The organism is Ectothiorhodospira lacustris (assembly GCF_022227785.1).
In the GTDB taxonomy this organism is placed as follows: domain Bacteria; phylum Pseudomonadota; class Gammaproteobacteria; order Ectothiorhodospirales; family Ectothiorhodospiraceae; genus Ectothiorhodospira; species Ectothiorhodospira lacustris.
In genome coordinates this window covers 12,785-39,569 of the sequence record NZ_JAJNQM010000008.1, presented here as the reverse complement: position 1 = coordinate 39,569, position 26,785 = coordinate 12,785, and the positions used below count along the sequence as shown (strand labels likewise).

The following is a 26,785-nucleotide window of genomic DNA, read 5'->3' as shown; positions in this document are numbered from 1 at the left end:
GACCAAAACCAAGAAAGAGGCATCATCCCATATGTCAGCCACACATCTGCTGCCCTTCACCCTGGTGGCCCTCGCCGCGGCCCTGGATGTGGCGGCCAACCTGCTGCTGACCCTGTCCAACGGCTTTCGCAAAAAGCTCTGGGGGGTGCTGGCCATCCTGCTGGTACTGGGCGCGTTCACGCTCCTGGCCCAGGCGATCCGCTACATGGACCTGGCGATTGCCTATGCCACCTGGGGGGCCCTGGGCATCTTGGGCACCGCCCTGGGAGGACTCTGGTGCTTCGGCCAGCGGCTCAACACCATCGGCTGGGCAGGCATCCTGCTGGTGGTGACGGCCATCGTGGTCATCAAGACCGGCTGATGGCAGGCCCCCGGTACTGGCATCCGCCGGCCGTTGGCCTCAAAATCCGCACCAGCCCAAGCAACCGTTCCGACGCCCATGCCCGATATTGTGGTGATGTTCTTCCTGCTCGGCCTGGTGGCCGGCCTGGTGAAATCCGACCTGACCGTTCCCAAGGCCGCTTACGACACCCTCAGCCTGCTGCTGATGCTCACCATCGGCCTGAAGGGGGGCATGGCGCTGCATGGCAATGTCAGTCTATCGGTGATTCAGGATCTGCTGGCGGTGGCGGTGCTGGGGGCGCTGATTCCGCTGATACTCATGCCGCTGCTGATGCGGGTGATCCGGCTGTCGGTGGCCGACAGTGCCAGCATGGCCGCCCACTACGGCTCGGTGAGCGCGGGGACCTTTGCGGTGGCGTTGGCCTTTGCCGAAGGACTGCAGCTACCCATCAGCGCCGAAGTGACCCTGTATCTGGTGATGATGGAGTTGCCGGCCATCGTCGTGGCCATCATCCTTTACCGGCGCTACTGCGGCGCCCAGGCGGCCGCCAGCATGCGCGGGCTGTGGCATGAAACCCTGACCAATCGGGGGGTGATCCTGCTGGTGGGCGGGGTGATCATCGGGCTGCTCTACGGCCCCCAGGAAGGTGCAGCGGTGACGGATCTGCTCACCAACGCCTTCATGGTCGTGCTGGCCCTGTTCCTCTTGGAGATGGGCCTGACGGCCGCCGAGACCCTGCGCCCCATCCCCTGGCAGCACTGGCGCCTGCTCTGCTTTGCCGTGATCGCCCCGTTCCTGCTGGGCGCCATCGGCCTGGTCACGGGCCTGCTGCTGGGACTGCCCGCCGGCTCCGTGCTGATCCTCACCGCGCTGACCGCCAGCGCCTCTTATATCGCCGCGCCGGCGGCCATTCGTGCCGCCATTCCCGATGCCAACATCGGCCTGGCCATGCTCGCCGCGCTGGGGCTCACCTTCCCGGTGAACGTGATCGTGGGGATCCCCCTGTATTACCAGCTGTTGCAGTGGTTGGGGGTGTGATGGTGTCTGGCAAGGAATGCAGCGCGGCCGTCAGTCGGTTGCGACACCCTCCTCGGCGTGCAGTGGCCTGACCCGGAGCCGGATACCGTCGCGGGCAAAGGCCAGCACCCGGTCCCCCGCCTTTACATCATCAGGCCCTTGGGCGGCATAGGTGGTATCCCCCACCCTCACCCGGCCCCGGCCCGCCACGAAGTCCGTGGCGGCGATGTATTCCCGGTTGAGCAAGGCATCTATTTCCCGATTCATCACCGGGGCATCGCCCTGGGCCGCCCTGCCCCGTCGCTGCAGCCAGAAACCCAGGCCGCAGGAGCCGAGCATGGTCACGGAAAAACCCATGAGATGCCAGGCAAAGGGCAGATCCGGCAGCAGGGCCACGAAGAAGGCCGAGATCATGGCGCCCAGCCCGATCCAGAGCAGGAATACCCCGGGGATCAGGATCTCCAGCCCCATCAGGATCACGCCGGCAATCAGCCAGAACCAGGGATTGGTCAGTACGGTCTGCAGCATCCCCCTGCCCTATTTGCCCGATGAGCCGGAGGGCAGGGCCTTGTTGTCCGCCCCCATCTGCTGCACCAGTTCGGTGATACCTGCCACGGCCCCGGTGATACCGGAGGCCTCCAGGGGCATCAGGACCAACTTGGAGTTGTCGGCCTTGCCGATCTGCTGCAGGGCCTCCACATACTTGATGCCAAGGAAATACTGCACCGCCTGGATATTCCCGGCGGCGATGGCCTCGGACACCACGCGGGTTGCCTCGGCCTCGGCCTTGGCCTCGCGCTCGCGGGCCTCGGCTTCCAGGAAGGCCGCCTGCCGTTCCCCCTCGGCCCGCAGGATGGCGGCCTGCTTTTCTCCTTCCGCCTGCAGGATCTCCGCCTCCCGTCTGCCGGTGGCCTCCAGCACCTGGGCCCGGCGCTTGCGTTCGGCGGTCATCTGCATGTTCATCGCCTTCTGCAGTTCCGGCTCCATTTTCAGGTCACGGATCTCGATACGGACGATCTTCACGCCCCAGGGATTGGTGGCATCGTCGACGATGCCCATCAGGACATCGTTGATCTTGCTGCGGTTGGACAGGGTATCGTCCAGGTCCATGGAGCCGATGACCGAGCGCAGGTTGGTGGTGGTGAGATTGACGATGGCCTCTTCCAGGTTGCGCACCTGATAGGCGGCAGAGGCGGCATCATCGATGCGGAAAAAGACCACCCCATCGGCCACCACGGCCACGTTGTCCTTCGTGATCACCGTCTGTGCCGGCACATCCAGCACCTGCTCCATCACCGTCAACTTGCGGCCGATGCTGTCGATGAATGGCACGATGATGCTGAGACCCGACTCCAGGGTCCGGGTATAGCGGCCGAACCGCTCCACGGTCCATTTCTCTCCCTGTGGCACCGCCTTGACCGCCTTGGCAATGAAAATGATGGTAACCACCACAATGGTGGTGGCGAAGACTCCAAAGGCTTCCATGGTCATCCCCCAGGTTGTTATATGTGCCGGATACCGGCCAGTATCGCGGATCGACGTTCAAAAGACACCCATGCTCATGGGGAGGCCATCGGCTCGGCATGACCCTTCATCGCTCATTCCGGCCCGGAAAGGGTCAGTGAGAGACTCAAAACCCTGGACTCCCGCCTTCGCGGGAGTGACGACCGGGAGTCCAGGCGGGAGTGACTGCAAGATGCCGGCTCAGGGCTTGCCTAGTCCTTCTTCGTTGTAGGGCCTCGCCGGGCAGTGCTCCGGGCACGGGCCGCCGCCGACTGGGTAGCGGGGGTGCGCTTGGCCTTGGCGGCCGCGAGGCCGGTCTTGGCGCCGGGCGTACGGGGCTTGGCTGCAGCCGTTCCGGAGCGCCGGGCCGGTGCGGGCTGGCGGGGGGAGGCAACCTGTCCGGCGGGTGCACTGACCACGTCAGCCGTCGCATCGCTGGTCTTGCGCGAGGCCGAGGCGCTCGGCGGCGGCTCGTCCTTCTTGGCCGGGTCATCCTGGGCCGGTTTGGCGGGGACGGCGGCAACCGGAGCGGGGGCCTGGGCCTTGGGTGCGGACTTCACTTCAGGCATGGGCTGGGGCTTTGTGTCCGGCTCGGGGCTGGGGTCGGGCTTGGCAACAGCCGGGACGGGGTTGGTTGGGGCGGGCTCAGGGGCGGGCGGCCTGGGCTTCTGTGCCGCCGCCTTCTGCGCGGCCCTGGCCTCGGCTTCCGCCCTGGCTTTAGCTTCTGCCTTGGCTTTTGCCTCCACCTTGGCCTTGGCTTTGGCTTCCGCCTTGGCCTTGGCCTCCGCCTTGGCCTTGGCCTTGGCCTTGGCTTGAGCCTTGGCAGTGGCAATGGCCTCGTCGACCCGGGCCTTGACGCCGCCGGCCTGATACTCGGACTCACTGGGGATCACCGCATAGGGCAGTTCCAGGTGCCGGCAGACCGAACCCAGAAACACATTGGAGTCATGTAGTGCCGTCAACCCCCTGCCGGCGGCCTCCATGCGCAGGACGCAGGTGACGGCCTGATCGGACTTTCGGCAGAGAACGAAATCGAAGTACTCATGTGCGATGCGCTGGCGGGAGGCCTGCTTGAGGGGCTGGTCGGGATTGGGCTTCAGCTCCAAGACATTGGCGGCCATGACCTTGGGAAAGACGTAGTGATCGGCGCCCAGGCCCTCTTCCAGGGCCTTGAACAGGCCTTTTTCTTCGGTATTCAGTATGGATTCGGATTTGCCGTAGCAGTCCGGTCGGGGGGCGGGCAGGGAGACACGGGCGTTGTACTGCTGATAGAACAGCAGCGCGGCAATCAAAAACAGGACAATCAGGGAAAACTCCACCATCGCTGATACCCCTCCATCAGATTGGATGATCTGTTCCGGGATACGGACGGCAGGTTACTCAATGACGCAGTGATACCGCCTTCCCGGTACAACTGTTCGACTGCATGACAATGCCTGAGACTTCCGATTGTGGAGCGGTATGCCATCGTATTACAAGGGCATAAAAGGGGTTTTGGGTCATAAAAACCACAACCTTTGCCCTGAATCCTGAGCGGCGTGGCGCAACCCGACCTGAACAACGAGCCGGGCTGCGCCTGCACACGGACGCAAAAACCTTAGAGGGTGGGGTAGTCGATATAGCCTTCCGGGCCCGGGGTGTAGAAGGTATCCGGGTTCGCCTCCGCCAGGGGGGCGTTACGTCGGAAGCGCTCCACCAGATCCGGGTTGGCAATGAAGGGCGTGCCGTACACGGCGGCATCCGCCTTGCCCGACTTGACCAGGGCCTCGCCTGTTTCCCGGGTCAGACCGCCACCGGCCAGGTAGGCATCGCCCTTGAACCTGGGCCGCAGCAGGCCGTGATAGTCCACCTCGGTACCAAACAGGGCCACGTGCAGATAGGCCAGGCGGTAGTAGTCCAGCTGCTCCACCAGATAGCCGTAGGTCTCCTGGGGGTTGTCGTCGCGGATGTCATTGAAGCCCATCTCCGGGGCCAGCTTGATGCCGATGTAGTCGCCACTGCGCACGGAGGTCATGGCTTCCAGGATCTCCAGGATAAAACGGGCCCGGTTTTCCACGCTGCCGCCGTACTGGTCGGTGCGCCGATTGGTACCGGAGCACAGGAATTGCTCCGGCAGATAGCCGGAGGCGGCATGCAGCTCCACCCCGTCAAAGCCGGCCTCGAAGGCCAGAGAGGTGGCCACGCGGAAGTCCTCAATCACGTCCTGGATCTCGCTGACCTCCAGGGCACGAGGTGTGACATGGGGCTTCATACCGTCCTGGGTGAAGGACTGACCTTCCGGGCGCACGGCGGAGGCGGACACGGGGGTGGCGCCGGCGGGGAGGAAAGAGGGATCGGAGATGCGCCCCGCATGCATGACCTGCAGCACCATGCTGCCACCGGCGGCGTGAACCGCCTCCGTCACCCGGGCCCAGGCATCCACGTGCTCCTCGGTGAACATGCCGGGGGTACGCAGGTAGCCCTTGCCCATGGGGCAGGGGTAGGTACCCTCGCTGATGATCAGGCCGGCAGAGGCCCGCTGGGCGTAGTAGGTTGTCGCATGCTCGCCGGGCACGCCCTCATCGTCTGCCCGGGAGCGGGTCATGGGCGCCATGACGATGCGGTTCTTGAGGTCCAGGGCGCCGGCATAGAGGTTGGAAAACAGATCGATCTCTTTCTTGGGCATGGGACGTCTTCTCTCCTGGGTTCTGGATGCAATGACGGACTGTTTTGATGGGGTGGAGTGTAGCAAGGGCGGCAAAAGAGGGGCGTATGGAAAATTCCGCTACGCCGGCGGCTGAAGTCGCTTGAGCGTCTCCAGCAGAAGGTCCACATGGGCCGGGGTATGGGCTGCGCTCAGGGTCACCCGCAGACGGGACGTACCTGAAGGCACCGTGGGCGGGCGGATGGCCGGCACCAGCAAGCCCCGGGCCAGCAGGCCCTCGCTCAGGGCCACGGCGGTGGCCGCGTCGCCCACCAGGAGCGGCTGGATGGGGGTGTCGCTGTCCATGAGTGCCAGTCCCAGTTCCGCTGCCCCGGCCCGGAATCGCTGCACCAACCGGCGCAGATGCTCGCGCCGCTCCGGCTCCGCATGCACCAGGTGCAGGGCGGTCCGGGCCGCCTCGGCCACGGCGGGGGGCATGGCGGTGGTAAAGATGTAGGTGCGGGCCGCCTGGATGAGGGTCTCGATCAGATCTTCGCTACCGGCCACGAAGGCCCCAGCGGTGCCCAGCCCCTTGCCCAGGGTGCCCATGAGGATGGGGACCCGGGCCTGATCCAGGCCCTGGTGTTCCAGCGTGCCGGCCCCGGTGGCGCCCAGCACACCCAGGCCATGGGCATCATCCACCATGAACCAGGCCCCGGCCTGCGCACACAGATCGGCCAGGGCGGGCAGGGGGGCGATATCACCGTCCATGGAAAACACCCCGTCGGTGCTCACCAGGGTCTCCCGCTCAGGGTCATGGGCCAGCAGACGGGCCAGGTCGTGGGCATCAGCGTGTCGGTAGCGTTGCAGCCGGGCCTCGCTGATGCGGGCGGCGTCGATGAGGGAGGCGTGATTGAGGCGGTCCTGCAGCAGCCGGTCACCCCGGCAGAGCAGGGCCTGGGCCACGCCCAGGTTGGCCATGTAGCCGGTGGAGAAGAGCAGGGCGCGGTCACGGCCGGTGAAGGCGGCCAGCTCCTCTTCCAACTGATCATGGGCGCGGGTGTGGCCGTTGACCAAGTGGGCAGCCCCGGCCCCCACGCCATAGCGGTCGGCACCGGCCTTGAAGGCGGCGATCACCGCCGGGTGGTTGGCCAACCCCAGGTAGTCGTTGCTGCAGAAGGCCAGCACCGGTCGGCCGTCGATGAGCTGCTCCGGCTGCTGGGGGCCGTCCAGCCGCCGCCGCTGCCGGTAACGATGTTCCGCCCGGCGTTGCTGGAGCAGGGGAGTAAGGTCTTTCATCAAGAATGCTCCCGGTCACCGCAGGGTGACCAGCTCCTCCGCGCTGGTGGGGTGCAGGGCCACGGTGTCATCCAGATCCTGCTTGGTGGCGCCCATGCGCACCGCCACCGCAAATCCCTGCAGCATCTCATCCGCCCCCGGCCCGATGATATGCACGCCCACCACCTTCTCCTGCGCCCCCACCGTCACCAGCTTCATGGCCGTGGGGACCTTGTGGTCGGTCATGGCGTGGTACATGGAGGTGAAGCGGGTGGCATACACCTTCACCGCACTGCCGTGGGTGGCGCGGGCCTCGTCCTCCGTCAGGCCCACGGTGCCGATGGGAGGATGGCTGAACACCACCGAGGCGATGTTTTCATAGGACAGATGGCGATCCGGCCGGCCGCCGAACAGCCGATCCGCCAACCGCCGGCCGGCCGCGATGGCCACCGGGGTGAGGGCGACGCGGCCGGTAACGTCCCCGATGGCATAGACCCCCGCCACGTTAGTGTTCTGGAAGGCGTCGGTGGGAATGAAGCCCTGTTCATCCAGGTTTATCCCGACTGCCTCCAGGTCCAGCCCTGCGGTGGCCGGGGTCCTACCGATGGCCCAGATCACCTGATCGAACACCCCGCGGCATTCCCCCTGATCGCAGCGCAGCTCCACGCTGTCCGGGTGGGCGATGAGCTGGGATACCTGGGTGCGGGGAAACAGGTTCACGCCTGCCGCCAGCATCTGCTCCATCAGCGTATCCCGCACCATGGCGTCGAAGTGGCGCAGCAGGGTCTCGCCCCGCAGGTACATGGAGACCTCCGAACCCAGGGCCTGCAGCATCCCCGCCAGTTCCACCGCAATGTAGCCCGCCCCCACCACGGCGACACGCCGGGGCTGGGCCTGCAAGGCAAAGAAACCGTCCGAGGTGATGCCCAGCTCCGCACCGGGCTGATCCGGCACCGTGGGCCGCCCCCCCACCGCGATCACCACGTGATCCGCCGTCACCCGACGCCCGTCCACTTCCAGGGTGCGCTCCGCCACGAACCGGGCGGTGCCCTGGATCAGGTCGACACTGGAGTCCTCCAGATAGGTGCGATACCAGGTGTTGATATCGGCAATGTAGGCATCCCTTTTGGTCACCAGTGCGGTCCAGTCAAAGCCCTCCCGAGCCAGCCTGAAACCGTAGCCGGGGGCATCCTCCAGCCGATGGGCCGTCTCGGCGGCGTACCACATCACCTTTTTCGGCACGCAGCCCACATTGACGCAGGTACCACCCAGGGGGCCTTTCTCCACCACGGCGCAGCGCGCGCCGTGGTGGGCCGCCCGCTCCACCACGGACAGGCCGCCGCTGCCGGCGCCGATGGCGATGAGGTCATAATGATCTTGCATGGATGCTCTCCTGCTCCGTTCGGCTTTGCTACACTTTAGCCCCTGGCAGATAACGGACCAAGCCCGCTTTGAAACCCGTGAACCCGGATACCGCCGCCGCCCCACTGAATCTGCGTGACAGGCTCGTCCAGTATGCACTGCTGACGCGTCTGCACCGTCCCATCGGCATCCTCCTGCTCCTCTGGCCGACCCTCTGGGCCCTGTGGATCGCGGCAGAGGGCATGCCCGACCTGCTGATCCTGTTCGTGTTCGTGGCCGGTGTGGCCCTGATGCGGTCCGCCGGCTGCGCCATCAATGACTTTGCCGACCGAGACATCGACGGCCATGTCTCCCGGACCCGGGACCGGCCCCTGGCCAGCCGGCGCATCAGTGGCCGGGAGGCGGTGGGCGTGACGGTGGCCCTCTCCCTGACGGCCTTCGCCCTGGTGCTGCTGATGAACCCCCTGACCATTGCCCTGTCAGTGGTGGCTCTGGCACTGGCGGTCAGCTACCCCTTCATGAAGCGATTCCATCATCTACCCCAGGTGCATCTGGGGGCCGCCTTCGGCTGGGCCGTCCCCATGGCCTTTGCCGCCCAGACGGGGGCGTTTCCGCCGCCGCTGGCCTGGCTCCTGTTCCTGGCCACCATCCTCTGGACCACCGCCTACGACACCATGTATGCCATGGTGGACCGGCCGGATGACCTGAAGATCGGCGTCAAGTCCAGCGCCATCCTCTTCGGCGAGGCCGACCGCCTGATCATCGGCATCCTGCAGGCCCTGACCCTGGTGGCCCTCGCCCTGGTGGGCCTGCAGGCCGGCCTGGGCGGGTTCTTCTACCTGGGACTCGGGATCGCGGCCCTGCTGGCCCTCTACCAGCAGTACCTGATCCATGGCCGGGACCCCAGGGGCTGCTTCCAGGCCTTTTTGAACAACAACTGGTTCGGCCTGGCCATCTTCGCGGGCATCATCGGGGCCTACCTGTTCGGCGCCGGCTGATCAGGCTGCCCGCGCCAGTACCCACACATCCACACGCTTCACGCCGTGGACCTTGAGGGCCACGGCGATCTCGCGCAGGGTCGAACCGGTGGTCATCACGTCGTCCACCAGGGCCACGTGCCCGGCCTCGAAACCCGGATGCACGCGGAAGGCGCCGCGCAGATTGTCCCGCCGCATGGTGGCCGCCAGGGTCTGCTGGGGTGGCGTGGCCCGTACCCGCATCACGGCGCCATGGTGCAGCGGGCATCCCAGCGCCCGCGCCAGGGGGCGGGCCAGTTCCAGGGCCTGATTGAAGCCACGCTCCCGCAACCGGTGACGGTGCAGGGGGACCGGGATCACGCAGTCGGGGACGTTGATCCGAGGGGCCAGGGCTTCGGCCATCAGTTGCCCCAGCAGACGTCCCTGGGGCAGGCGGGCACTGAACTTGAAATCGGCGATCAGGCCGTCCACCGGCGGGGCATAGAGCAGGGCGGCCCAGGTGGCGTCAAAGGGGGGAAGCCGGCGCAGGCAGTGACCGCAGAAGGGAGCCGGGTACTCCAGGGGCAGGCCGCAGCGTGCACAGGCCTGTTCGGGGCGCGGCAATTCCGCCCGGCAGGCGGCACACAGGTCCAGCCCGGCATGGCCGGGGGCCGCGCACAGCAGGCAGGTGGACGGATAGGCGGTTTCCAGCAGGGCGCCCCGCAGCCCCCCGAACCAGGATGCAATCATGGTCACGATCCCTGTCACCTTGTGGATTGATACGGTATATTGGCCCGATAGCCTACCAGATCAGGGTATTCACGATACCCGCTCGATACAGCGCAAGAGCCCTTTCAGGCACGGATCCGGTCCCATGTCCCATACCGCCGCCCCCCGCACCGTCTCCGCCCGCGCCTGCGCCGGATCGGCCAAGCTGTTCAACTACGGCAACATCATTGCCGTGACCGTCGCCGGCGTGCCCCTGTTCCTGGTCACCGGCGACGTGGGCATGGCCACCATCATCGCCGCGATCATGGGCATCGTCCCGCTGGTGCTGTGGTTTGGCGGCTCCATGCTGGTCTACGCCCTCAACCGTCATCATCCGGAACCCCGGGTGGGGCACTACACCCAGCAGGCAGCCTATCGCTATTACGCCCTGATGGGCTCGCTCATCGTGATCGGCACCTTCTTCCCGCCGCAGATCCTCTATTACCGGCTCTACTGGCTGTTGGCCGCCGCGATACTCATCCCTTGGTCGATCCGGGACATCATCCGGATCAACCGCGAACAATGGCACGACGTTGCAATTCCCGAGGAACCTGACCATGGCTGATACGCGCCACGACTGGGAGATGGACGAGATCCTCGCCCTCCTGGAACGCCCCTTCAACGACCTTCTGTTCGAGGCCCACACCATCCATCGGGGCCGGTTCAATCCCAATCACATTCAGGTAAGCCGTCTGCTGTCCATCAAGACCGGCTCCTGTTCCGAGAACTGCGGCTACTGCTCCCAGAGCGCCCACCACGACACCGCGGTGGAAAAGGAGCAGCTCATGCCCGTGGCCGAGGTACTGGCCGAGGCGCGCAAGGCCAAGGATGACGGCGCCACGCGGTTCTGCATGGGCGCCGCCTGGCGCAATCTCAACGACCGCAACCTGGAACAGATCATCGAGATGGTCAAGGGCGTGCGGGCGCTGGAACTGGAAACCTGCATGACCCTGGGCATGCTCACCGAGATGCAGGCCCGGCGCCTGAAGGAATCGGGCCTGGACTACTACAATCACAACCTGGACACCTCCCCGGAATATTACGGCGAGGTGATCACCACCCGTACCTATCAGGACCGACTGGACACCCTGGCCCATGTGCGCGAGGCCGGCATCAACGTCTGCTCCGGCGGCATCCTGGGCATGGGCGAATCCCGCCGCGACCGAGCCGGCCTGCTGCAGCAATTGGCGAATCTGCCTCGACATCCGGAATCCGTGCCCATCAACAACCTGGTACAGGTGGAAGGCACACCGCTGCATGGCGTGGAGCCGCTGGACCCCTTCGAGTTCGTGCGCACCGTGGCCGTGGCACGGATCATCATGCCCCATTCCCATGTGCGCCTGTCCGCGGGACGCAGCGAGATGAGTGACGAGATGCAGGCCCTGTGCTTCTTTGCCGGTGCCAACTCCATCTTCCACGGCGACAAGCTGCTCACCACCCCCAACGCCACTGAAAGCCACGACGAGACCCTGTTCCGGCGTCTGGGGCTGAGCTCGCAGGTGGTGGAGGAAAGGCACGCCCACAGCAGCGTGCACGCGGCCTGATGACGATGATCCGCGCCTTTGAAGGCCATCGGCCTCGGATCGCCGCCGGCGCCTGGGTGGATGAGACGGCGGTGGTGATCGGGGATGTGACCCTGGGCGAGGACAGCTCCATCTGGCCCCTGTGCGTGCTGCGGGGGGACGTGAATCGCATCCGCATCGGGGCCTGCACCAATATCCAGGACGGCAGTGTGCTGCATGTCACCCATGAGGGTCCCTATACCCCCGGCGGACGGGATCTGATGGTAGGTGATGAGGTCACGGTGGGACACAAGGTGATCCTGCATGCCTGCACCATCCATGACCGGGTCATGGTAGGCATGGGGAGCATCGTCATGGACGGCGTGGTGATCGAGTCGGAGGTACTGCTGGCCGCCGGCAGCGTGGTGCCGCCCGGAAAGCTGCTGGAGAGCGGTTACCTATGGCGGGGTAGCCCGGCCCGGCGGGTGCGGCCGCTCACGGAGGAGGAAAAGGCTCACCTGCGATATTCGGCGGAACATTACGTACGGGTGAAGAACCGGCACGCCGGGGGCAGGTAGTCACAGGTGCCCCCTCATCCCCGGCCCTTCTCCCTCGGAGGGAGAAGGGAGGAATGCGATCACGTCAGCCTGCCGGAAAGCTCCGGAAGGCCGGCACCGGTTACATGGCCAGGGGGATCAGGGTCAGTTCCACCCGACGGTTCAGAGAACGACCATGGGTGGTGCCGTTGTCCGCCACCGGGCGATGGGGGCCAAAGCCGATGGTGTCCAGACGGACGCGGGAGATCCCCTGGCCTTCCAGGTAACGGGCCACGCTGTCGGCCCGGCGCTGGGACAGGTCCATGTTGTACTGTACGCTGCCGGTGCTGTCCGTATGACCGGCCACTTCGATGGCGGTCTGATCGTACTTCTTGACCACCAGGGCCACGGAGTTGAGCACTTCGTAGAAGTCCGGCTTCACTTCCTCACGATTGACGTCGAAGGTGATGTTGCCCGGCATGTTGAGGATCAGGTTGTCACCCACGCGGGTGACGCTCACGCCGCTGCCTTCCAGACGCTGACGCAGCTCCAACTCCTGGCGGTCCATGTAGTTACCCACGGCGGCACCGGCCAAGGCACCGATACCGGCGCCGATCATGGCACGCTTGGTCCGGTCACGACGGGTCGTGACGTTGCCGATCAGGGCGCCTGCGGCGGCGCCTATGGCGGCCCCCTTGGTGGAGGTACTGACCTTCTGTTCGCCGGTATAGGGATCCAGGGTGGTACAACCTGCCAGCACCATGGCGGCGGCCAGGGGCAGGATCAGCAGTGATTTGCGCATGTCGAACCTCGTTGGGGTTACTGTGGCTTTCCAGCCTGATGTTTTACTTGATGTCGCGGTTTTAGCATCCGGCGGATGAACGGCTCATGAACCGGGTCGCAGGGCCGCCATCACCAGGGCGGCATCGGGGCGACGGCCACGCCATAGGGCAAAGGCCTCCGCCGCCTGCTCCACCAACATGCCCAGGCCGTCCCGGGTCCAGCCGGCCCCGTGTGCCTGCCCCCAGCGCACGAAGGCGGTGGGACTGTCGCCGTACATCATGTCGTAGCACCCCCCCCCCGGCGCCAGCAGGTCCTTAGGCAGGTCCGGCACCTGATCGTTCAACCCCGCCGCAGTACCGTTGATCACCAGATCGAAATGACGCCCGGCCAGTCCATCCAGACCGCCGCCGGAGACCGGCCCCAGGTCGGCAAAGTCCCGCGCCAGGGCCGATGCCTTTTCCGCGGTGCGGTTGGCGATGTGCAGACTCTCGGGATGCTCTGCCAGCAACGGGGCCAGCACGCCGCGCACGGCGCCACCGGCCCCCAGCAGCAGGATACGGGCCCCTGCCAGGGCCGCGCCCGGATTGCGCTTCAGATCGCCGACCAGTCCCACACCGTCGGTGTTGTCGCCGAACAGTCCCTCCGGCGTCACCTTCAGCGTGTTGACGGCCCCGGCCCGGCGGGCCCGCTCACTGAGCCGGCCCGCCAGCTCGAAGGCCTCGTGCTTGAACGGCACGGTAATGCTGAACCCCCGATAGCCCTGGGTCATCAGACGACGCAGGGTACCGGCAAAGTCGTCCGTCGGTGCCAGGATGGCCTCGTAGCTGAGGTCCTGGCCTGTCTGCCGGGCGAACAGGCTGTGGATCTGGGGCGACTTGCTGTGTCCGATGGGATTGCCGATGACGGCGTAACGGTCCATGGCCGGAGCTCCTTGGGATGATCAGTCCATCCACTCCACCGCCTGGCGGGCATAGTAGGTAAGGATGCCGTCGGCGCCGGCCCGCTTCATGCAGACCAGGGCCTCCAGTACGCAGGCCTTCTCGTTGATCCAACCGTTCTGGCCCGCCGCCTTGAGCATGGCGTACTCGCCGCTCACGTGATAGGCAAAGGTGGGGACACCGAAGGTCTCCTTCACCCGCCGCACGATGTCCAGGTAGGGCATGCCGGGCTTGACCATCACCATGTCGGCCCCTTCCTCCAGGTCCATGGCCACTTCGTGCAGGGCCTCGTCGGAGTTATGGGGGTCCATCTGGTAGGTATACTTATTGCCGGCGCCCAGGTTGGCGGCGGAGCCCACGGCATCACGGAAGGGGCCGTAGAAACTGGAGGCGTACTTGGCGGAATAGGCCAGGATGCGGGTATGGATGTGACTGCCTTCCTCCAGCACCTCGCGGATGGCGCCGATACGGCCGTCCATCATGTCGGAAGGGGCCACCACGTCGGCGCCGGCCTCGGCATGGGACAGGGCTTGCTGGGTCAGTACGTCGACGGTCTCATCGTTCAGCACGTAACCGGTCTCGTCGATGAGTCCGTCCTGGCCGTGGGTGGTGAAGGGATCCAGGGCCACATCGGTGATCACGCCCATCTCCGGCACGGCGTCCTTGAGCGCACGCACGGCGTTCTGGGCCAAACCGTTGGGGTTGTAGGCCTCGGCAGCGTCCTCGCTCTTTTTCTCCATGGGCACCACGGGGAACAGGGCCATGGCGGGGATACCCATGCGGGCGCAGGCGCGGGCCTCCTCCACCAGCAGATCAATGGACAGACGCTCCACACCGGGCATGGAGGGCACCGGCTCCCGCTGACCCTTGCCTTCCAGCACGAAGACCGGATAAATGAAGTCATCCGGGGTCAGCCGGTTCTCGCGCATGAGGCGGCGAGAGAACTCGTCGCGACGCATGCGACGGGGACGAACCAGGGGATAATAACCTTTGAACTGGGACATTGATCGCTCCACGCTGTGATCGGAGGCTGGATGAATTAACCGCACACAGGATAGCGGATTCATCCCCGCCGGGCACGGCCCCGCTGTCGCTTGCCGGGTCCGTAGTGCGGACAAAGCAAAGCAGCTATGCTATCGGTCATGAAAAACACATCCCTTGATACCGTCGTCATCGATACCGGCGCTTCGCCCCGGTCCTGCGTCATCTGGTTGCACGGCCTGGGGGCCGATGGCCATGACTTCGAACCCATCGTGCCGGAACTCAGCCTGCCGCCGGGCCTTCCGGTGCGCTTCCTGTTCCCCCATGCCCCAATGCGGCGGGTGACCATCAACAACCACATGCCCATGCGGGCCTGGTATGACTTTCTCAGCCTGGACCCGGGCCGGGGCGAGGACCATGCCCAGGTGGCCGAAGCGGTCTCCCTGATCCAGGCCATGGTGGAAACGGCCCGCCGGGATCACGACCGGGTGCTGCTGGGAGGCTTTTCCCAGGGCGGGGCGGTGGCCCTGCTGGCGGGGCTGTCGGAAGGCCCGGCGGTAGACGGCATCTTTGCCCTCTCCACCTACATGCCCGACGCACGGCAGGCCGGTGTGGGGCTGTCCCAGCGGGCCCGGGGGATGCCGGTGTTCATGGGCCACGGCAGCGCTGACCCGGTGATCCCGGTGGACTTCGGTCGCCACACTTCAAAACTGCTCGGCGACCTGGGGGCGGTGGTGCAGTGGCACGAATATCCTATGCCCCATAGCGTCTGCGCTGACGAGATCCGGGATCTGAGCAGCTGGTTTGCAGGTCTGCTGGCCTGAATACGGCAAAGGTCGCACACGGCTTCTCAGGTCCCAAAGAGGCTTATTCGCCGGTACCTTCAGGGGACTCGGGCACCGGCAGGGTAAAGATGAAACGGCTGCCCTTGCCGGGCTCGGTCTCCACCCAGATCCGCCCCCCCAGCCGCTGCACGATGTTCTTGCAAATGGCCAGCCCCAGGCCGGTGCCTTCCGGCTTGTCGGTGAGGGCATCGCCCACCTGACGGAATTTCTCGAACAGGGTGGGCAGTGCCTCCGCCGGGATCCCCGGACCATTGTCCTCCACCTCGACCCGTACACCCCCGTCCCGGGCCGGTCGTAGCCGCAGCACCACCCGACCGGTCTGCGGCGGCGTGAATTTCACCGCGTTGGACAGCAGATTGATGACCACCTGCATCAGTCGATCCCGATCCGTGGGCAGGTAGACCGGGGCCTGCGGAAGCTCCAGGGCCAGGGCCACCCCCTTGTCCCGGAACAACTGGCCCGTGGTGGTGGCCCCCTCGGACAGGATCTCCACCAGGTCCAGCCGGTGAATGTGCCAGCGCATGGCCCCGGACTCCAGTTTGGCCAGATCCAGTACCTGATTGATGAGCCGGGTCAGACGCTCGCTCTCGCTGATGATGATGCCCAGAAATTCCTGGCGCTTTTCCGCCGCCAGATCCGGATGATCATGCAGGATCTCGGTAAAGGAGCGGATGGAGGTCAGCGGGGTACGCAGCTCGTGGGTGACGGTGGAGATGAAGTCGTCCTTCATGCGATCCAGTTGCTGCAGCTGGGCATTGGCGGCCCGCAGCTCGGCGGTGGCCGCCTCCAGTTCCCGTGACTTGGCCTCCAGCTGCTGGCTGTAGGTGATCACCTGGCTCGCCTCGTCGAGGATTTCCATCACCTCTTCCAGGCTGACCACGTCGCCCTTGGCCACGTTGGAGACCATCACCCGGGCGGAGGCGGTACCGATGGAACCGGCCAGCATGCGTTCACACATGAGGATCAGTTCGCCGTCCGCCTCCCGCATCCGGCGAAAATCCAGTCCCCGGGTGCGGGCATACTGATGAAAGGCCCTGACCGCCCGCTCCTCGCCCACGAACCGTTTCAGCAGGTCCAGCAGATCCCGCACGGTGGCGGTGCCCCGCCAGAAACGGGAGCTGCCGTAACGATCGGCGGAGAGCCGGAACACATCCACAAACAGATTGGCCTGGATGCGCTCCATGGTGCTCTGGCGGGTGAGCAGGGAGACGGTCACATAGGCCCCCACGTTCACCAGCATGGACCAGATCAGGGCGTGGGTGATGGGGTCCAGCCCTTCCAGTCCGAACAGGGCATAGGGCTTGAGCAAGGCGATGCCCAGCCAGCCTTGGTGAATGAAGTCCATGGGCAGCCAGCCCGACTGGGCAAAGGCCGGCAACAGCAGGGTGTAGAGCCAGACGGCAAAACCGGCCACCAGACCCGCCAGCGCCCCCTTCTGGGTGGCCCCTTTCCAGAAGATGCCGCCGATGAGGGCCGGGGCAAACTGGGCCACGGCGCAGAAGGACACCAGCCCCATCCCCACCAGGGCGACCATGTCACCGGTGATCCTGACATAGCCGTAACCCAGCAGGATGCCCACCAGGATGCCCCAGCGCCGCAGATGCAGCAGCAGGCGGGTGAGGTCCTTGCGCTGCTGCAGCTTTAGCCAGCGGATGCGCAACAACACGGGCATCACCAGGTCGTTGCAGAGCATGGTGGCCAGGGCCACCGTCTCGACGATGATCATGGCTGTGGCCGCCGACAACCCACCCAGGAAGACCATGAGTGCCAGCCACTGCAGGTCCTGGGACAGGGGCAGGGCCAGCACGAAGCTGTCCGGGTGGATCGAACCCTGGCCGAACATGAGCACCCCGGCAAAGGCAATGGGCAGCACGAAGAGGTTGATCAGGAACAGATACAGGGGAAACAGCCAGGCGGCCTTGCTCACATGGCGCTCATCCACGTTCTCCACCACCGCCACCTGGAACTGGCGCGGCAGGACCAGGATCACCACCATGGACAGCAGGATCAGCGCCACCCAGTTACCGTAGTCCGCCAGCTCCCCGACGCGAAATAGCTCGGCCAGGTCCGGGTGCTGCGCCGCCTGCCCGAACAGATCCCCCGGCCCGCCGAAGATCAGGAAGGTCACCACCAGGCCGGCGGCCATGAAGGCCACCAGCTTGACGATGGACTCGAACGCGATGGCCGCCACCATGCCCTGGTGATGCTCGGCGGTATCGATGTGCCGGGTGCCGAACAGAATGGCGAACAGGGCCAGGATCAGCGCTACGTAGAAGGCGGTATCCATGTAGAACGGGACACTGTGCATCAGATCCTGGGCCGTCACCTCCGGGTACATGACCATCACCGTGAAAGTATCGGAGACTGCCTTGAGCTGCAGAGCGATATAGGGGATCAGCCCCACCAGAGCGATGACAGTGACCAACCCCCCCAGCAAGGGGCTCTTGCCGTAGCGGGAGGCCACGAAATCCGCGATGGAGGTGATGCGGTTGACCTTGGAGATGCGCACCATCTTGCGCAGCACGATCCACCAGACCGCCGCCATGAGGGTGGGCCCCAGATAGATGGGCAGGTAATGGATGCCGCCCTGGGCCGCCAGACCCACGCTGCCGTAGAAGGTCCATGAGGTGCAGTACACCGCAATGGACAGGGCGTAGACATAGGGGTTGTTGATGACACTGCGGCCCTGGTCCGCCCGGCGGTCCCCCCAGTAGGCAATGCCGAACAGGATCAGCAGGTAGCCCAGGGAGACGCCGATGACCAGCCCCATGTTCACCGGGTGTCCTCCTCCCGCCCCGTTGCCGGGTCATCCGGCTCGTCCCCGCGGGTCCGGAGCACGATCAACAGCACTACCAGGATCACGACCAGCCAGGCCAGATACAGATACAGGAACAGGACCGGAATGCCCAACAGGGTGGCGGGCACGTCGAAGACCGCCAGCAAGGGGGGGAAGAACAGGGCCAGACCCAGCATGAAGGCGGCCACATACCGCTCCCGGGCGCCGCTGGGCGGGGTCATCCGCAGGCCCCGATCACCCTGGGTATCCTCCGGCGACAGCGGCGGCTTCATGGCCTCACGCCCCCACGGCTGACCCGTTGCCGTTCTGGTGGGTCAGGGTATGTTCCCGCTGACGCAGCTGGGCGGCCATGTTGGAAGAGCGCATGACCTCGCCGAAGGTCTTGAAGCCCTGGGACTGCAGACGCTCGATGAGACGCACCAGCAGTGCGGCGGTGGCGACGGCATCCCCCAGGGCGGTGTGACGCCCCGAGATCTGGATGCCGTAACGCTCCAGCAGGGCGTCCAGGGAATGATCTTCCTCCTCGTCCTCCACCATCACCGACAACAACAGGGTATCCAGTACCGGATTGGGGAAGCTGATGCCGCACCGGGCTTCCTTCATGCTGATGAATTTCATGTCGAAGGCGGCATTGTGCGCCACCATGACCGCATCGCCCACAAAGGCCTTGAACAGAGGCAGCACCTCGGTGACGGGGGGCTTGTCCTGCACCTGATCGTCCGTGATGCCGTGGAAACGGATGGATGCGGCCGGGATGGAAAAACCCGGGTTGATCAGGCGCTCGAAGGTCTCGCCGGTGAGCACACGACCCTTGACCACGCGAATGCCGGCAATGGAGATGATCTCGTCGCCCCCCACCGGGTCCAGGCCGGTCATCTCACAGTCAAAGACCACGAACGTCAGGTCCTCCAGCAGGACATCGGCCAGTTCCGGGGTGCCTTCGTGTTCGCGCATGATGCCGAAGTCGTAGAACTCGGGCCTGGGCGGCAGGCGCTCGCCCTCGGGCAGGAACTGGGGTCGCTTGGGCACGATCAGGGGCAGGCGCAGCAGCGCCTCGCCGGGCAGTCCCGCCTGCTGGCTCCACAGCTCGATGCCATGGCGGTCCAGCACGTCGCGCACGGTGCGGTGGCCCAACTCTTCGCCGCAGGAGATGTCCAGCCACTGGTCGAGCTGCTTGGCCGGCACCACCTCGCCCTTCCAGGAAAGATCCAGGTAGATACGGCGGTCCCCCAGCAGGGTTTCCACGTGGAAGGTGTCGGCACCGGAGAACGTGTGCAGCTCCCGCAGCAGGCACTCCAGCACCCGCACCAGGGAAAGGCTGTCCCCTTGCACCCACAGGGGCTGACCCACCGGGACCAGACGCAGGTTCGGCAGATCCTCCAGACGGCGGGCCACGCAACTGATCAGGTCGGAGCTGAAGATGTCGGACATGGGCCAGCGACCCAGGGCATGGCCCCGGAAGATGGCGGCCAGATCTTCCAGGCGACGGCTGAGCTGCTCGCTTTCACTGCGCATCACATGCTCGAACTGACGCCGGACCCCGGTGGACATCTCCGGATGGGCGTCCACGGTCTCGGCCGCGGCCCGCAGGTTGCCTACCGCGCCGCGCAGCTCCATGGTCAGGGCACGGCGGATGGCATCCACGTGGGTCAGGGTCTCCACGTCGGCGGAGATGTCTACCAGGGTGATGAGATAGGCGCTGGTTTCGCCCCGCGGATCCAGGATCAGGGCCATACGCCCCTGCAGGATGCGGGTGGCCTCCGCATTGGTGCAGACGAAGGATTCAGACAGATCGGCCTGGGACTCGCCCCGGGTGCAGCGGCGCCATTCCAGGCGGTCCAGGGTATGCATCACCGGTGCCTTCGAGATGACATCGAACAGGGGCCGCCCCAGGCCGACCCGCTCGGGCTCGTTGAGGATGGTGATGGCCGACTGGTTGTAGAGCAGCATCTGGTGGTTGCGGTTGCACACCAGCACGCCTTCGGTCAGACCCTGAAGGATGACTTCCAGCCAGGTCTTCTGCTCATTGATCTGCGCCGTGGCGGATGCCATGGCGCTGCGGATCTCCCGCCGTGAGGCGCGCAAGGCCACCGCCAGGGCACCGACACTGTCCGGCAGGCTGCCCATGGCGTGACGGGCGGGCAGGCTGATCTCCGCTTCGGCAGAACGGGATTCCAGCAAGGCGCGGACGTCCCGACTCAGTACCCGTGCCGGGCGAAACACCAGGCGCCGCAGGGCGAACCATGTCAGGTAGATGGGGGCGACAAAGATCAGTGCCGCCAGCAAGGGCAGCCCGAACAACTGGGTCGGCAACGCCCCCTGAGTCAAGGCATCGAAATTGGCCACCACCACCATGCCCAGATAGGCAAAGAGGACCTGGGACCAGAGGAGCAGTGCAACAAGGGTGCGCTTGTCCACGGGGCCGCCAACCTAGCTGTCGGTGTCCGGCATGTAGGCGCGCACCCGTTCCACCACCTCGCGGGTGGAGAAGGGCTTGGTGATGTAATCATCAGCCCCCATGGCCAGGCCCTTTTCCTTTTCGATCTGACGCCCCTTGGCGGTAAGCATCAGAATACGAATGTCCTTCCACTCGGGATTGGCACGAATGGTCTGGCAGACATCGTAGCCATCCCGCTTGGGCAGCATCACATCCAGCAGGATCACATGGGGAGGATGCTGCCGCACGGCTTCCAGTGCGCTTTCGCCATCCCGGGCCACGCGCACGTCGAAACCGGCTTCTTTCATCAGGAATTCCAATGAGAGGACGATATTGGGTTCATCGTCCACCACCAGCACGGATTGGGGCGCCATCTCATCCTCCTTATTATCCTTCTTGAAACCGGCACGAACGGCCTGCCTCAATATCTTTTTAACCTATGGCTATAAGCTCAAAATAGCACAGGCGACTGATAGCGTCATGACGCAAGCGCGTCATGCCCCCTTGGCGGGGGCGTAACGGGATCCATTCATGGAAATCGCCGGGGGCGATCAGGCCTCGGCAAGGCGCTCCCGGGCCGCGGCGATGCGAATCCGGACCTGGCGGGGCGCGGTACCGCCATGCAGGTCGCGGGCAGCCAGAGAACCCTCCAGGGTCAACACATCGTGCACATCGGCCTGGATGATATCGGCAAAGCCTCTGAGCTCATCCAGGGACATGTCGGCCAGATCGCGGCCGGTCTCCACCCCCAGGCGCACGGCCCGGCCTACTACTTCATGGGCATCCCGGAAGGGCATGCCCTTGCGGACCAGATAATCGGCCAGGTCGGTGGCGGTGGCAAAGCCGCGACGGGTGGCGGCGCGCATGGCGTCGGCCCGAACCTGGATATGGGGCACCATGTCGGCAAAGGCCCGCAGGCTGCCGGCCAGGGTATCGATGGTATCGAACAGGGGCTCCTTGTCCTCCTGATTGTCCTTGTTGTAGGCCAGCGGCTGGGCCTTCATCAGGGTCAGCAAAGCAATGAGGTTGCCGTTGACCCGCCCCGTCTTGCCCCGCACCAGCTCCGGCACATCCGGGTTCTTTTTCTGCGGCATGATGGAAGAGCCGGTACAGAATCGATCCGGTAGATCCACGAAACCGAACTGGGCGCTGGCCCAGAGGATCAGCTCCTCGGAGAAACGGGACAGGTGGGTCATGATCAGGGCCCCGGCGGCACAGAACTCGATGGCAAAATCCCGGTCGCTGACCGCATCCAGGGAGTTGTCCGTCACCCGGTCGAAACCCAGCAACTCGGCGGTGTAATGGCGATCCAGGGGGTAGGGGGTGCCGGCCAGGGCGGCGGAGCCCAGAGGCAGGACATTGACCCGGCGGCGGCAGTCCACCAGGCGGTCATGGTCCCGCTCCAGCATCTCGAACCAGGCCATCATGTGATGACCGAAGGTCACCGGCTGGGCGGTCTGCAGATGGGTGAAGCCGGGCATCACCGTCTCGGCCTCGCGCTCCGCCAGATCCAGCAGCCCCCGCTGCAGGCGCCGGATCTCCCCCAGCAGGGCATCGATGGCTTCACGCAGGTAGAGGCGAATATCCGTGGCCACCTGGTCATTGCGGGAGCGGCCCGTGTGCAGCTTCTTGCCCACGTCGCCGATGCGCTCGATGAGGCGAGCTTCCACGTTCATGTGGACATCCTCCAGGCTCACGGACCATTCGAATTCTCCCCGCTCCACCTGGGCCAGGATGTCCTCCAGCCCGGCGACGATGCGCCGGCATTCGTCCTCGGTCAGCACCCCGACCCTGGCCAGCATGCGGGCATGGGCGCAGGATCCCTGGATGTCATGCCGATAGAGGCGGCGATCAAACTCCACCGAGGCGGTGAACGCCTCCACGAAGCTGTCGGTAGGCTCCGAGAAGCGGCCGCCCCAGAGTTTGTCTTGTGATGCCTTGGCGTTCATAGAAGGTGCATATCTCCGGATAACTGGCAAGGAGTATACCATTGAGATACTGTAGGGGATGCAATGGCCCTCGCCCAGTGGACCTGGGGTCGGGGAACCCCTTATGTCCATCCCATGCAAGGCAGCACACCGCGAACATCCATGAGGCCCAGGCATTCATCAACTCCAGCCGGAGAGGACCCGGGGACGACATCCGGATTCCTCCCCAACTTCTGCGAGAGCCGGACCGTGTTCGTGGTCGTGCTCATGGGGCAGTTGCTGGCCTTTCTGCTGACCCTCTCCTCCGGCAGCAGCCGGCACGGCTTCTGGGTCAATCTCGCCCTGATCTCCCTGTTCGTGCAGTGGGTTGCCCTGGGTACGGTGCTGATCCTCTGCGCGACCCGTCGCCTGCTGGACCGCCTCAGCGCATTTTCAGCTGCCGCCGCGGCCTGGCTGGCCACGCTGAGCATCACCCTCGTCCTGTCTCTCCTGTGCCTGTGGATCGGTCGCCACCTGGACTGGAGCCTGCTCAATTCCGGCCTTTCGGCCGGTGAGTTCCTGACCCGCACCCTGGCCATCAGCGCCATCGTCAGCGCCGTCGCGCTGCGTTATCTGTACGTACAGAAACAGTGGAAGAACAACGTGGAAGCCGAGGCGCGCTCCAGAGTGCAGGCGCTGCAGGCGCGGATCCGGCCTCATTTTCTCTTCAACAGCATGAACACTATCGCCAGCCTCACCCGAACTCGCCCGGAGGTCGCCGAGGCCACCGTGATGGACCTGGCAGACCTGTTCCGGGCCACCCTGTCCAGCAAGGATATGGTCAGCCTTCAGGATGAAGTGGAGCTCTCCCAGAACTACCTGCGCATCGAAGCCCTGCGCCTGGGAGACCGTCTTCAAGTGGATTGGCACATGGAGCCTTCGATTGCCATGGACTATCCCGTTCCCAGCCTGAGCCTGCAGCCCCTGCTGGAAAATGCCATCTACCACGGTATCGAACCACTGACCGAAGGTGGCTGCGTGCGGGTGGACATCCGGCAACAAGGAGAGCGGCTCGATATCACCATTGAAAATCCCATGCCTTCGGAACAGGAGCGCCGCCGGCGACCCGGGAATCGGTTTGCCCAGGAAAGTATCCGCCAGCGCCTGGACCTGGCCTATCAGGGCAAGGCGCGCATGGAGACGCATCAGGCCCGGGACCATTACCGGGTGGATATCTCGCTGCCAAGGAGATTGCCGTGAAGATCATGATCGTGGATGACGAGCTTCCGGCGCGGGAACGGCTGAGTTCACTGTTGGAAGGCATGGATGAATACCAGGTGGTTGCCGCCGCTTCCAACGGTGTACAGGCCGTACGGCTGGCCCAGGAGCTGGAACCGGACATCATCCTCATGGATATCCGCATGCCGGGCATGGATGGCCTGGAGGCCGCGCGGCACATTTCCGGCATGGATACCCCGCCGGCGGTCATCTTCGTCACCGCCTTCGAAGAACACGCCTTCGAAGCCTTTGAAGCCCATGCCGAGGGCTATCTGCTCAAACCGGTGCGCCGGGAACGCCTGCAGGAGGCCCTGGAACAGGCCGGCCGTCCCAATCGGGCCCAGCTCGGCACCCTCCACGAACCGGACACCCAGGCCGGCAATGCCCGCAGCCATATCTGCGCCCGTGTGCGGGGCAATCTGGAATTGATTCCCGTGGACTCGGTGCACTATTTTCAGGCGGACCAGAAATACGTCACTGTCCGCCACGACAGCGGCGAAGTACTGATCGAGGAACCGCTCAAGGCCCTGGAAGAGGAGTTTGCCGGCAGCTTTCTGCGCATCCACCGTAACGCCCTGGTTTCCAAGGCCCGCTTTTGCGGCATGGAAAAAAACAGTCAGGGGGGGTTCGAGGTGGTTCTCAAGGGGTCGCGGGAACGGCTGGAAGTCAGTCGTCGCCACGTGGCCGAAGTGCGCCGCTTTCTGAAGTCCCTGTAGCGGCACAGGCTCCACCGGGGCTCGATCCCGGGGTGGATGAGTGCAAAGAATAGCGGCCCGGGTCAATGAAAGTTGACACAGGCGCCTCTGCCGTGTGTGTTGAAAGGCAGACATAATGTATGGTTGCGTTGTACGATACCGCGAACCATTTGAACGGCCACATTTTCACGAGCTTCAAACCCGCAGATGCCAAAAACCGAACTCAAGATCGCCACCCGGAAAAGCCCTCTCGCCCTCTGGCAGGCCGAGGAAGTGGCTGCCCGGGTCACGAAACTGTTTCCCGAGGTCAAGGTGACCCTTGTGAAGCTGTCCACCCAGGGTGACCGCATCCTGGATACGCCACTGGCGAAGGTGGGTGGCAAAGGGCTCTTCGTCAAGGAGCTGGAGACCGCCATGCTGCAGGGCGAGGCGGATATCGCCGTGCATTCCATGAAGGACGTCCCCATGGAACTGCCCGAAGGCCTGGAGCTGCCGGTGATCATGGACCGGGAAGACCCCTGTGACGCCTTCGTCTCCAACAAGTACAAATCACTGGAAGATCTGCCCGAAGGCGCCCGCGTCGGCACCTCCAGCCTGCGCCGCCAATGCCAGATCCGTGCCCGCTTCCCCAGTTTCAAGGTGCTGGATCTGCGCGGCAACGTGAACTCACGCCTGGCCAAGCTGGATGCCGGTGATTACGATGCCATCATCCTGGCCGCCGCCGGCCTCAAGCGCCTGGGCTTTGCGGACCGCATCACCGCCATCCTCACCCCGGAAGAGAGCCTGCCGGCCATCGGCCAGGGTGCCATCGGCATCGAATGCCGCAGCAATGATCCCGAGGTCATGGCGCTGATCGCGCCCTTGAATGACCCGGACACCTTCCTGCGGGTAACCACCGAGCGGGCCTTCAACCGTCGCCTCAATGGTGGCTGTCAGGTCCCCATCGGCGGCTATGCCGTACTGGGCGACGACGATCTGATCCATATGCGCGGCCTGGTGGGTGAGCCGGACGGTTCCATGGTCTACAGTGGCGCCCTCAATGGTCCCTTTGACCAAGCGGAGGCCTTGGGCATTGCCCTGGCGGAGCAGCTGCTGCGCGAAGGTGCCGACAGGATCCTGAACGATCTGGGGCTGGCACCCGAGGCACCACCACCGACCCAAGACAGCGGGTCATGACATTCATGGCGTCTGCGGACATGGCCCCTGCAGAGGCAGGCCTGCCTCTGCAGGGCGTCACCGTCATGGTGACCCGGCCCGCCCATCAGGCGGAGCCGTTCTGTCACATGGTGGAGGCCGCCGGAGGGCAGGCACTGCGCTTTCCGGTGCTCGCCATTCTGGAGCCCGGCGACGTGGGCGCACTGAATGCCCTGATTGACCGACTGGAAGAATTCCATGTGGCGGTGTTTGTCAGCCCGAACGCCGTCGCCCGGACCATGAATCTGATCCATGCCCGGCGAACCCTCCCCGAAGGCCTGAGACTGGCCACGGTGGGACTCAAGTCAGCCAAGGCACTGGAGCGCTTCGGGCATCGAGTACATATCTGCCCGCCCAACCGGTTCGACAGCGAGGCATTGCTGGAAGAGCCGGAACTGCAGGATGTCCAGGGCAAGAATATCGTGATCTTTCGCGGCGACGGGGGCCGTGAATTGCTAGGTGCTACACTCACTGCTCGGGGCGCGAGGGTGACCTTTGCCGAGACTTACCGACGGGGCATGCCGGATACGGATACCGGCCGGCTTTTGCGTCAGTGGTCCCGGGGTGACATCCACGTGATGACGATTACCAGCGCCGAGGGGCTGCGCAACCTGTACGAGATGGTCGGTCAGGCAGGGCGCCTCTGGCTTCGCAACACCCCGCTGGTGGTGGGTTGCGAACGCATGCTGGACACGGCCCGGGAGATGGGCTTCAGAGAATCCCCAGTGGTGGCCGACGATCCCAGCGATGAATCCATGCTGGTGGCCGTGCAGAAATGGGCTGAAAAGAGGAAGCAAACGCATGAGTAGATCCAGATCCAAAGACAGAGCCAAAGGCAAGAGCAAGCCACAGGCAACCGGTGGCAATGCACCGGACGAGTTGAAGGAAACATCTTCCAGCAGGGGGCGGCCACTGACCGGTACCGTTGTGAGCGCTGCCTCCAGCAACGACAATGCTGCATTCAACGCAGACGCCAAGGATCGTGATCCGATCGAAGGCAGCGTTCGCAGCGTATCCACTTCTGAGCAACCGGCGGGAGCGG

Annotated in this window: 26 protein-coding genes; 11 read left to right on the top strand and 15 right to left on the bottom strand. The window is 64.9% G+C overall.

Annotation, left to right across the window (positions count from 1 at the left end; translation table 11 throughout):
• The first annotated feature begins 31 nt into the window (after positions 1-31).
• A complete protein-coding gene (locus tag LQ952_RS02920) occupies positions 32-361 on the top strand; it encodes an SMR family transporter (RefSeq protein ID WP_238621162.1) in 330 nt (109 codons plus the stop codon).
• A gap of 78 nt (positions 362-439) precedes the next feature.
• Positions 440-1,381, top strand: a complete 942-nt coding sequence (locus tag LQ952_RS02915) for a sodium-dependent bicarbonate transport family permease (RefSeq protein ID WP_238621161.1) — start codon at positions 440-442, stop codon at positions 1,379-1,381.
• 30 nt (positions 1,382-1,411) lie between these two features.
• Here the strand turns inward: LQ952_RS02915 and LQ952_RS02910 are convergent, their stop codons facing one another.
• The 6 genes from LQ952_RS02910 to gorA form a co-directional block, all read right to left on the bottom strand.
• On the bottom strand, positions 1,412-1,888 hold the full coding sequence (locus LQ952_RS02910) for an NfeD family protein (protein ID WP_238621160.1): 477 nt from the start codon (positions 1,886-1,888) through the stop codon (positions 1,412-1,414).
• Positions 1,889-1,897: 9 nt separating this feature from the next.
• Positions 1,898-2,845, bottom strand: coding sequence for an SPFH domain-containing protein (locus tag LQ952_RS02905; RefSeq protein ID WP_238621159.1), 948 nt, complete (start codon positions 2,843-2,845; stop codon positions 1,898-1,900).
• Positions 2,846-3,075: 230 nt separating this feature from the next.
• Complete coding sequence (locus tag LQ952_RS02900) at positions 3,076-4,185, bottom strand: DUF2726 domain-containing protein (protein WP_238621158.1); 1,110 nt, start codon at positions 4,183-4,185, stop codon at positions 3,076-3,078.
• A 275-nt stretch (positions 4,186-4,460) separates the two neighbouring features.
• Positions 4,461-5,528, bottom strand: coding sequence for an alkene reductase (locus LQ952_RS02895; protein WP_238621157.1), 1,068 nt, complete (start codon positions 5,526-5,528; stop codon positions 4,461-4,463).
• Between the two features lie 99 nt (positions 5,529-5,627).
• Positions 5,628-6,785, bottom strand: coding sequence for an 8-amino-7-oxononanoate synthase (bioF, locus tag LQ952_RS02890; protein WP_238621156.1), 1,158 nt, complete (start codon positions 6,783-6,785; stop codon positions 5,628-5,630).
• 15 nt (positions 6,786-6,800) lie between these two features.
• Positions 6,801-8,147, bottom strand: coding sequence for a glutathione-disulfide reductase (gene gorA / locus LQ952_RS02885; protein WP_238621155.1), 1,347 nt, complete (start codon positions 8,145-8,147; stop codon positions 6,801-6,803).
• A 68-nt stretch (positions 8,148-8,215) separates the two neighbouring features.
• Between gorA and ubiA the strand changes: the two genes are divergently transcribed.
• On the top strand, positions 8,216-9,124 hold the full coding sequence (ubiA, locus tag LQ952_RS02880) for a 4-hydroxybenzoate octaprenyltransferase (protein WP_238621154.1): 909 nt from the start codon (positions 8,216-8,218) through the stop codon (positions 9,122-9,124).
• Here ubiA and LQ952_RS02875 read toward each other — a convergent pair whose 3' ends face one another.
• Positions 9,125-9,832, bottom strand: a complete 708-nt coding sequence (locus tag LQ952_RS02875) for a ComF family protein (protein ID WP_238621185.1) — start codon at positions 9,830-9,832, stop codon at positions 9,125-9,127.
• Between the two features lie 124 nt (positions 9,833-9,956).
• On the opposite strand from LQ952_RS02875, the gene LQ952_RS02870 reads away from it, so the two are divergent.
• The 3 genes from LQ952_RS02870 to LQ952_RS02860 are packed head-to-tail and all read left to right on the top strand — an operon-like array spanning position 9,957 to position 11,930.
• Positions 9,957-10,415, top strand: coding sequence for a hypothetical protein (locus tag LQ952_RS02870; protein WP_238621153.1), 459 nt, complete (start codon positions 9,957-9,959; stop codon positions 10,413-10,415).
• Positions 10,408-11,394, top strand: a complete 987-nt coding sequence (gene bioB, locus LQ952_RS02865; protein WP_238621152.1) for a biotin synthase BioB — start codon at positions 10,408-10,410, stop codon at positions 11,392-11,394. Before LQ952_RS02870 ends, bioB begins: the two co-directional genes overlap by 8 nt.
• 5 nt (positions 11,395-11,399) lie before the next feature.
• Positions 11,400-11,930: a gamma carbonic anhydrase family protein gene (locus LQ952_RS02860; protein WP_238621184.1), complete on the top strand. Its 531-nt coding sequence runs from the start codon at positions 11,400-11,402 to the stop codon at positions 11,928-11,930.
• A gap of 100 nt (positions 11,931-12,030) precedes the next feature.
• Here LQ952_RS02860 and LQ952_RS02855 read toward each other — a convergent pair whose 3' ends face one another.
• From LQ952_RS02855 to hemB, 3 genes are all read right to left on the bottom strand, one after another.
• The gene (locus LQ952_RS02855) at positions 12,031-12,690 is read right to left on the bottom strand and encodes a YiaD family glycine zipper/OmpA-like lipoprotein (RefSeq protein ID WP_238621151.1); all 660 of its coding nucleotides are present in this window, start codon (positions 12,688-12,690) and stop codon (positions 12,031-12,033) included.
• A gap of 84 nt (positions 12,691-12,774) precedes the next feature.
• Complete coding sequence (aroE, locus tag LQ952_RS02850) at positions 12,775-13,590, bottom strand: shikimate dehydrogenase (RefSeq protein ID WP_238621150.1); 816 nt, start codon at positions 13,588-13,590, stop codon at positions 12,775-12,777.
• 21 nt (positions 13,591-13,611) lie between these two features.
• A complete protein-coding gene (gene hemB, locus LQ952_RS02845; protein WP_238621149.1) occupies positions 13,612-14,613 on the bottom strand; it encodes a porphobilinogen synthase in 1,002 nt (333 codons plus the stop codon).
• 138 nt (positions 14,614-14,751) lie between these two features.
• On the opposite strand from hemB, the gene LQ952_RS02840 reads away from it, so the two are divergent.
• The gene (locus LQ952_RS02840) at positions 14,752-15,414 is read left to right on the top strand and encodes an alpha/beta hydrolase (protein WP_238621148.1); all 663 of its coding nucleotides are present in this window, start codon (positions 14,752-14,754) and stop codon (positions 15,412-15,414) included.
• Between the two features lie 43 nt (positions 15,415-15,457).
• On the opposite strand, the gene LQ952_RS02835 is transcribed toward LQ952_RS02840, so the two are convergent.
• The 5 genes from LQ952_RS02835 to argH all read right to left on the bottom strand — a co-directional run bounded on the left by LQ952_RS02835 (position 15,458) and on the right by argH (position 22,618).
• A complete protein-coding gene (locus tag LQ952_RS02835) occupies positions 15,458-18,205 on the bottom strand; it encodes an ATP-binding protein (protein WP_238621183.1) in 2,748 nt (915 codons plus the stop codon).
• 2 nt (positions 18,206-18,207) lie between these two features.
• Positions 18,208-18,504 (bottom strand): hypothetical protein, encoded by a 297-nt coding sequence (locus LQ952_RS02830; protein ID WP_238621147.1) that lies wholly within the window; start codon positions 18,502-18,504, stop codon positions 18,208-18,210.
• Between the two features lie 4 nt (positions 18,505-18,508).
• Positions 18,509-20,650, bottom strand: a complete 2,142-nt coding sequence (locus LQ952_RS02825) for a 3'-5' exonuclease (RefSeq protein ID WP_238621146.1) — start codon at positions 20,648-20,650, stop codon at positions 18,509-18,511.
• Positions 20,651-20,662: 12 nt separating this feature from the next.
• A complete protein-coding gene (locus tag LQ952_RS02820) occupies positions 20,663-21,043 on the bottom strand; it encodes a response regulator transcription factor (protein WP_238621145.1) in 381 nt (126 codons plus the stop codon).
• 177 nt (positions 21,044-21,220) lie between these two features.
• Complete coding sequence (argH, locus tag LQ952_RS02815) at positions 21,221-22,618, bottom strand: argininosuccinate lyase (RefSeq protein WP_238621144.1); 1,398 nt, start codon at positions 22,616-22,618, stop codon at positions 21,221-21,223.
• 228 nt (positions 22,619-22,846) lie between these two features.
• Between argH and LQ952_RS02810 the strand changes: the two genes are divergently transcribed.
• From LQ952_RS02810 to LQ952_RS02795, 4 genes are all read left to right on the top strand, one after another.
• Positions 22,847-23,836 carry a sensor histidine kinase gene (locus tag LQ952_RS02810; protein ID WP_238621143.1) on the top strand — a complete coding sequence of 330 codons (990 nt, stop codon included), beginning with the start codon at positions 22,847-22,849 and terminating at the stop codon, positions 23,834-23,836.
• On the top strand, positions 23,833-24,570 hold the full coding sequence (locus LQ952_RS02805; RefSeq protein ID WP_238621142.1) for a LytR/AlgR family response regulator transcription factor: 738 nt from the start codon (positions 23,833-23,835) through the stop codon (positions 24,568-24,570). The genes LQ952_RS02810 and LQ952_RS02805 overlap by 4 nt, the downstream gene beginning before the upstream one ends.
• Before the next feature lie 186 nt (positions 24,571-24,756).
• A complete protein-coding gene (hemC, locus tag LQ952_RS02800) occupies positions 24,757-25,725 on the top strand; it encodes a hydroxymethylbilane synthase (RefSeq protein ID WP_238621141.1) in 969 nt (322 codons plus the stop codon).
• A 5-nt stretch (positions 25,726-25,730) separates the two neighbouring features.
• A complete protein-coding gene (locus LQ952_RS02795) occupies positions 25,731-26,552 on the top strand; it encodes a uroporphyrinogen-III synthase (protein WP_238621182.1) in 822 nt (273 codons plus the stop codon).
• Positions 26,553-26,785 lie beyond the last annotated feature (233 nt).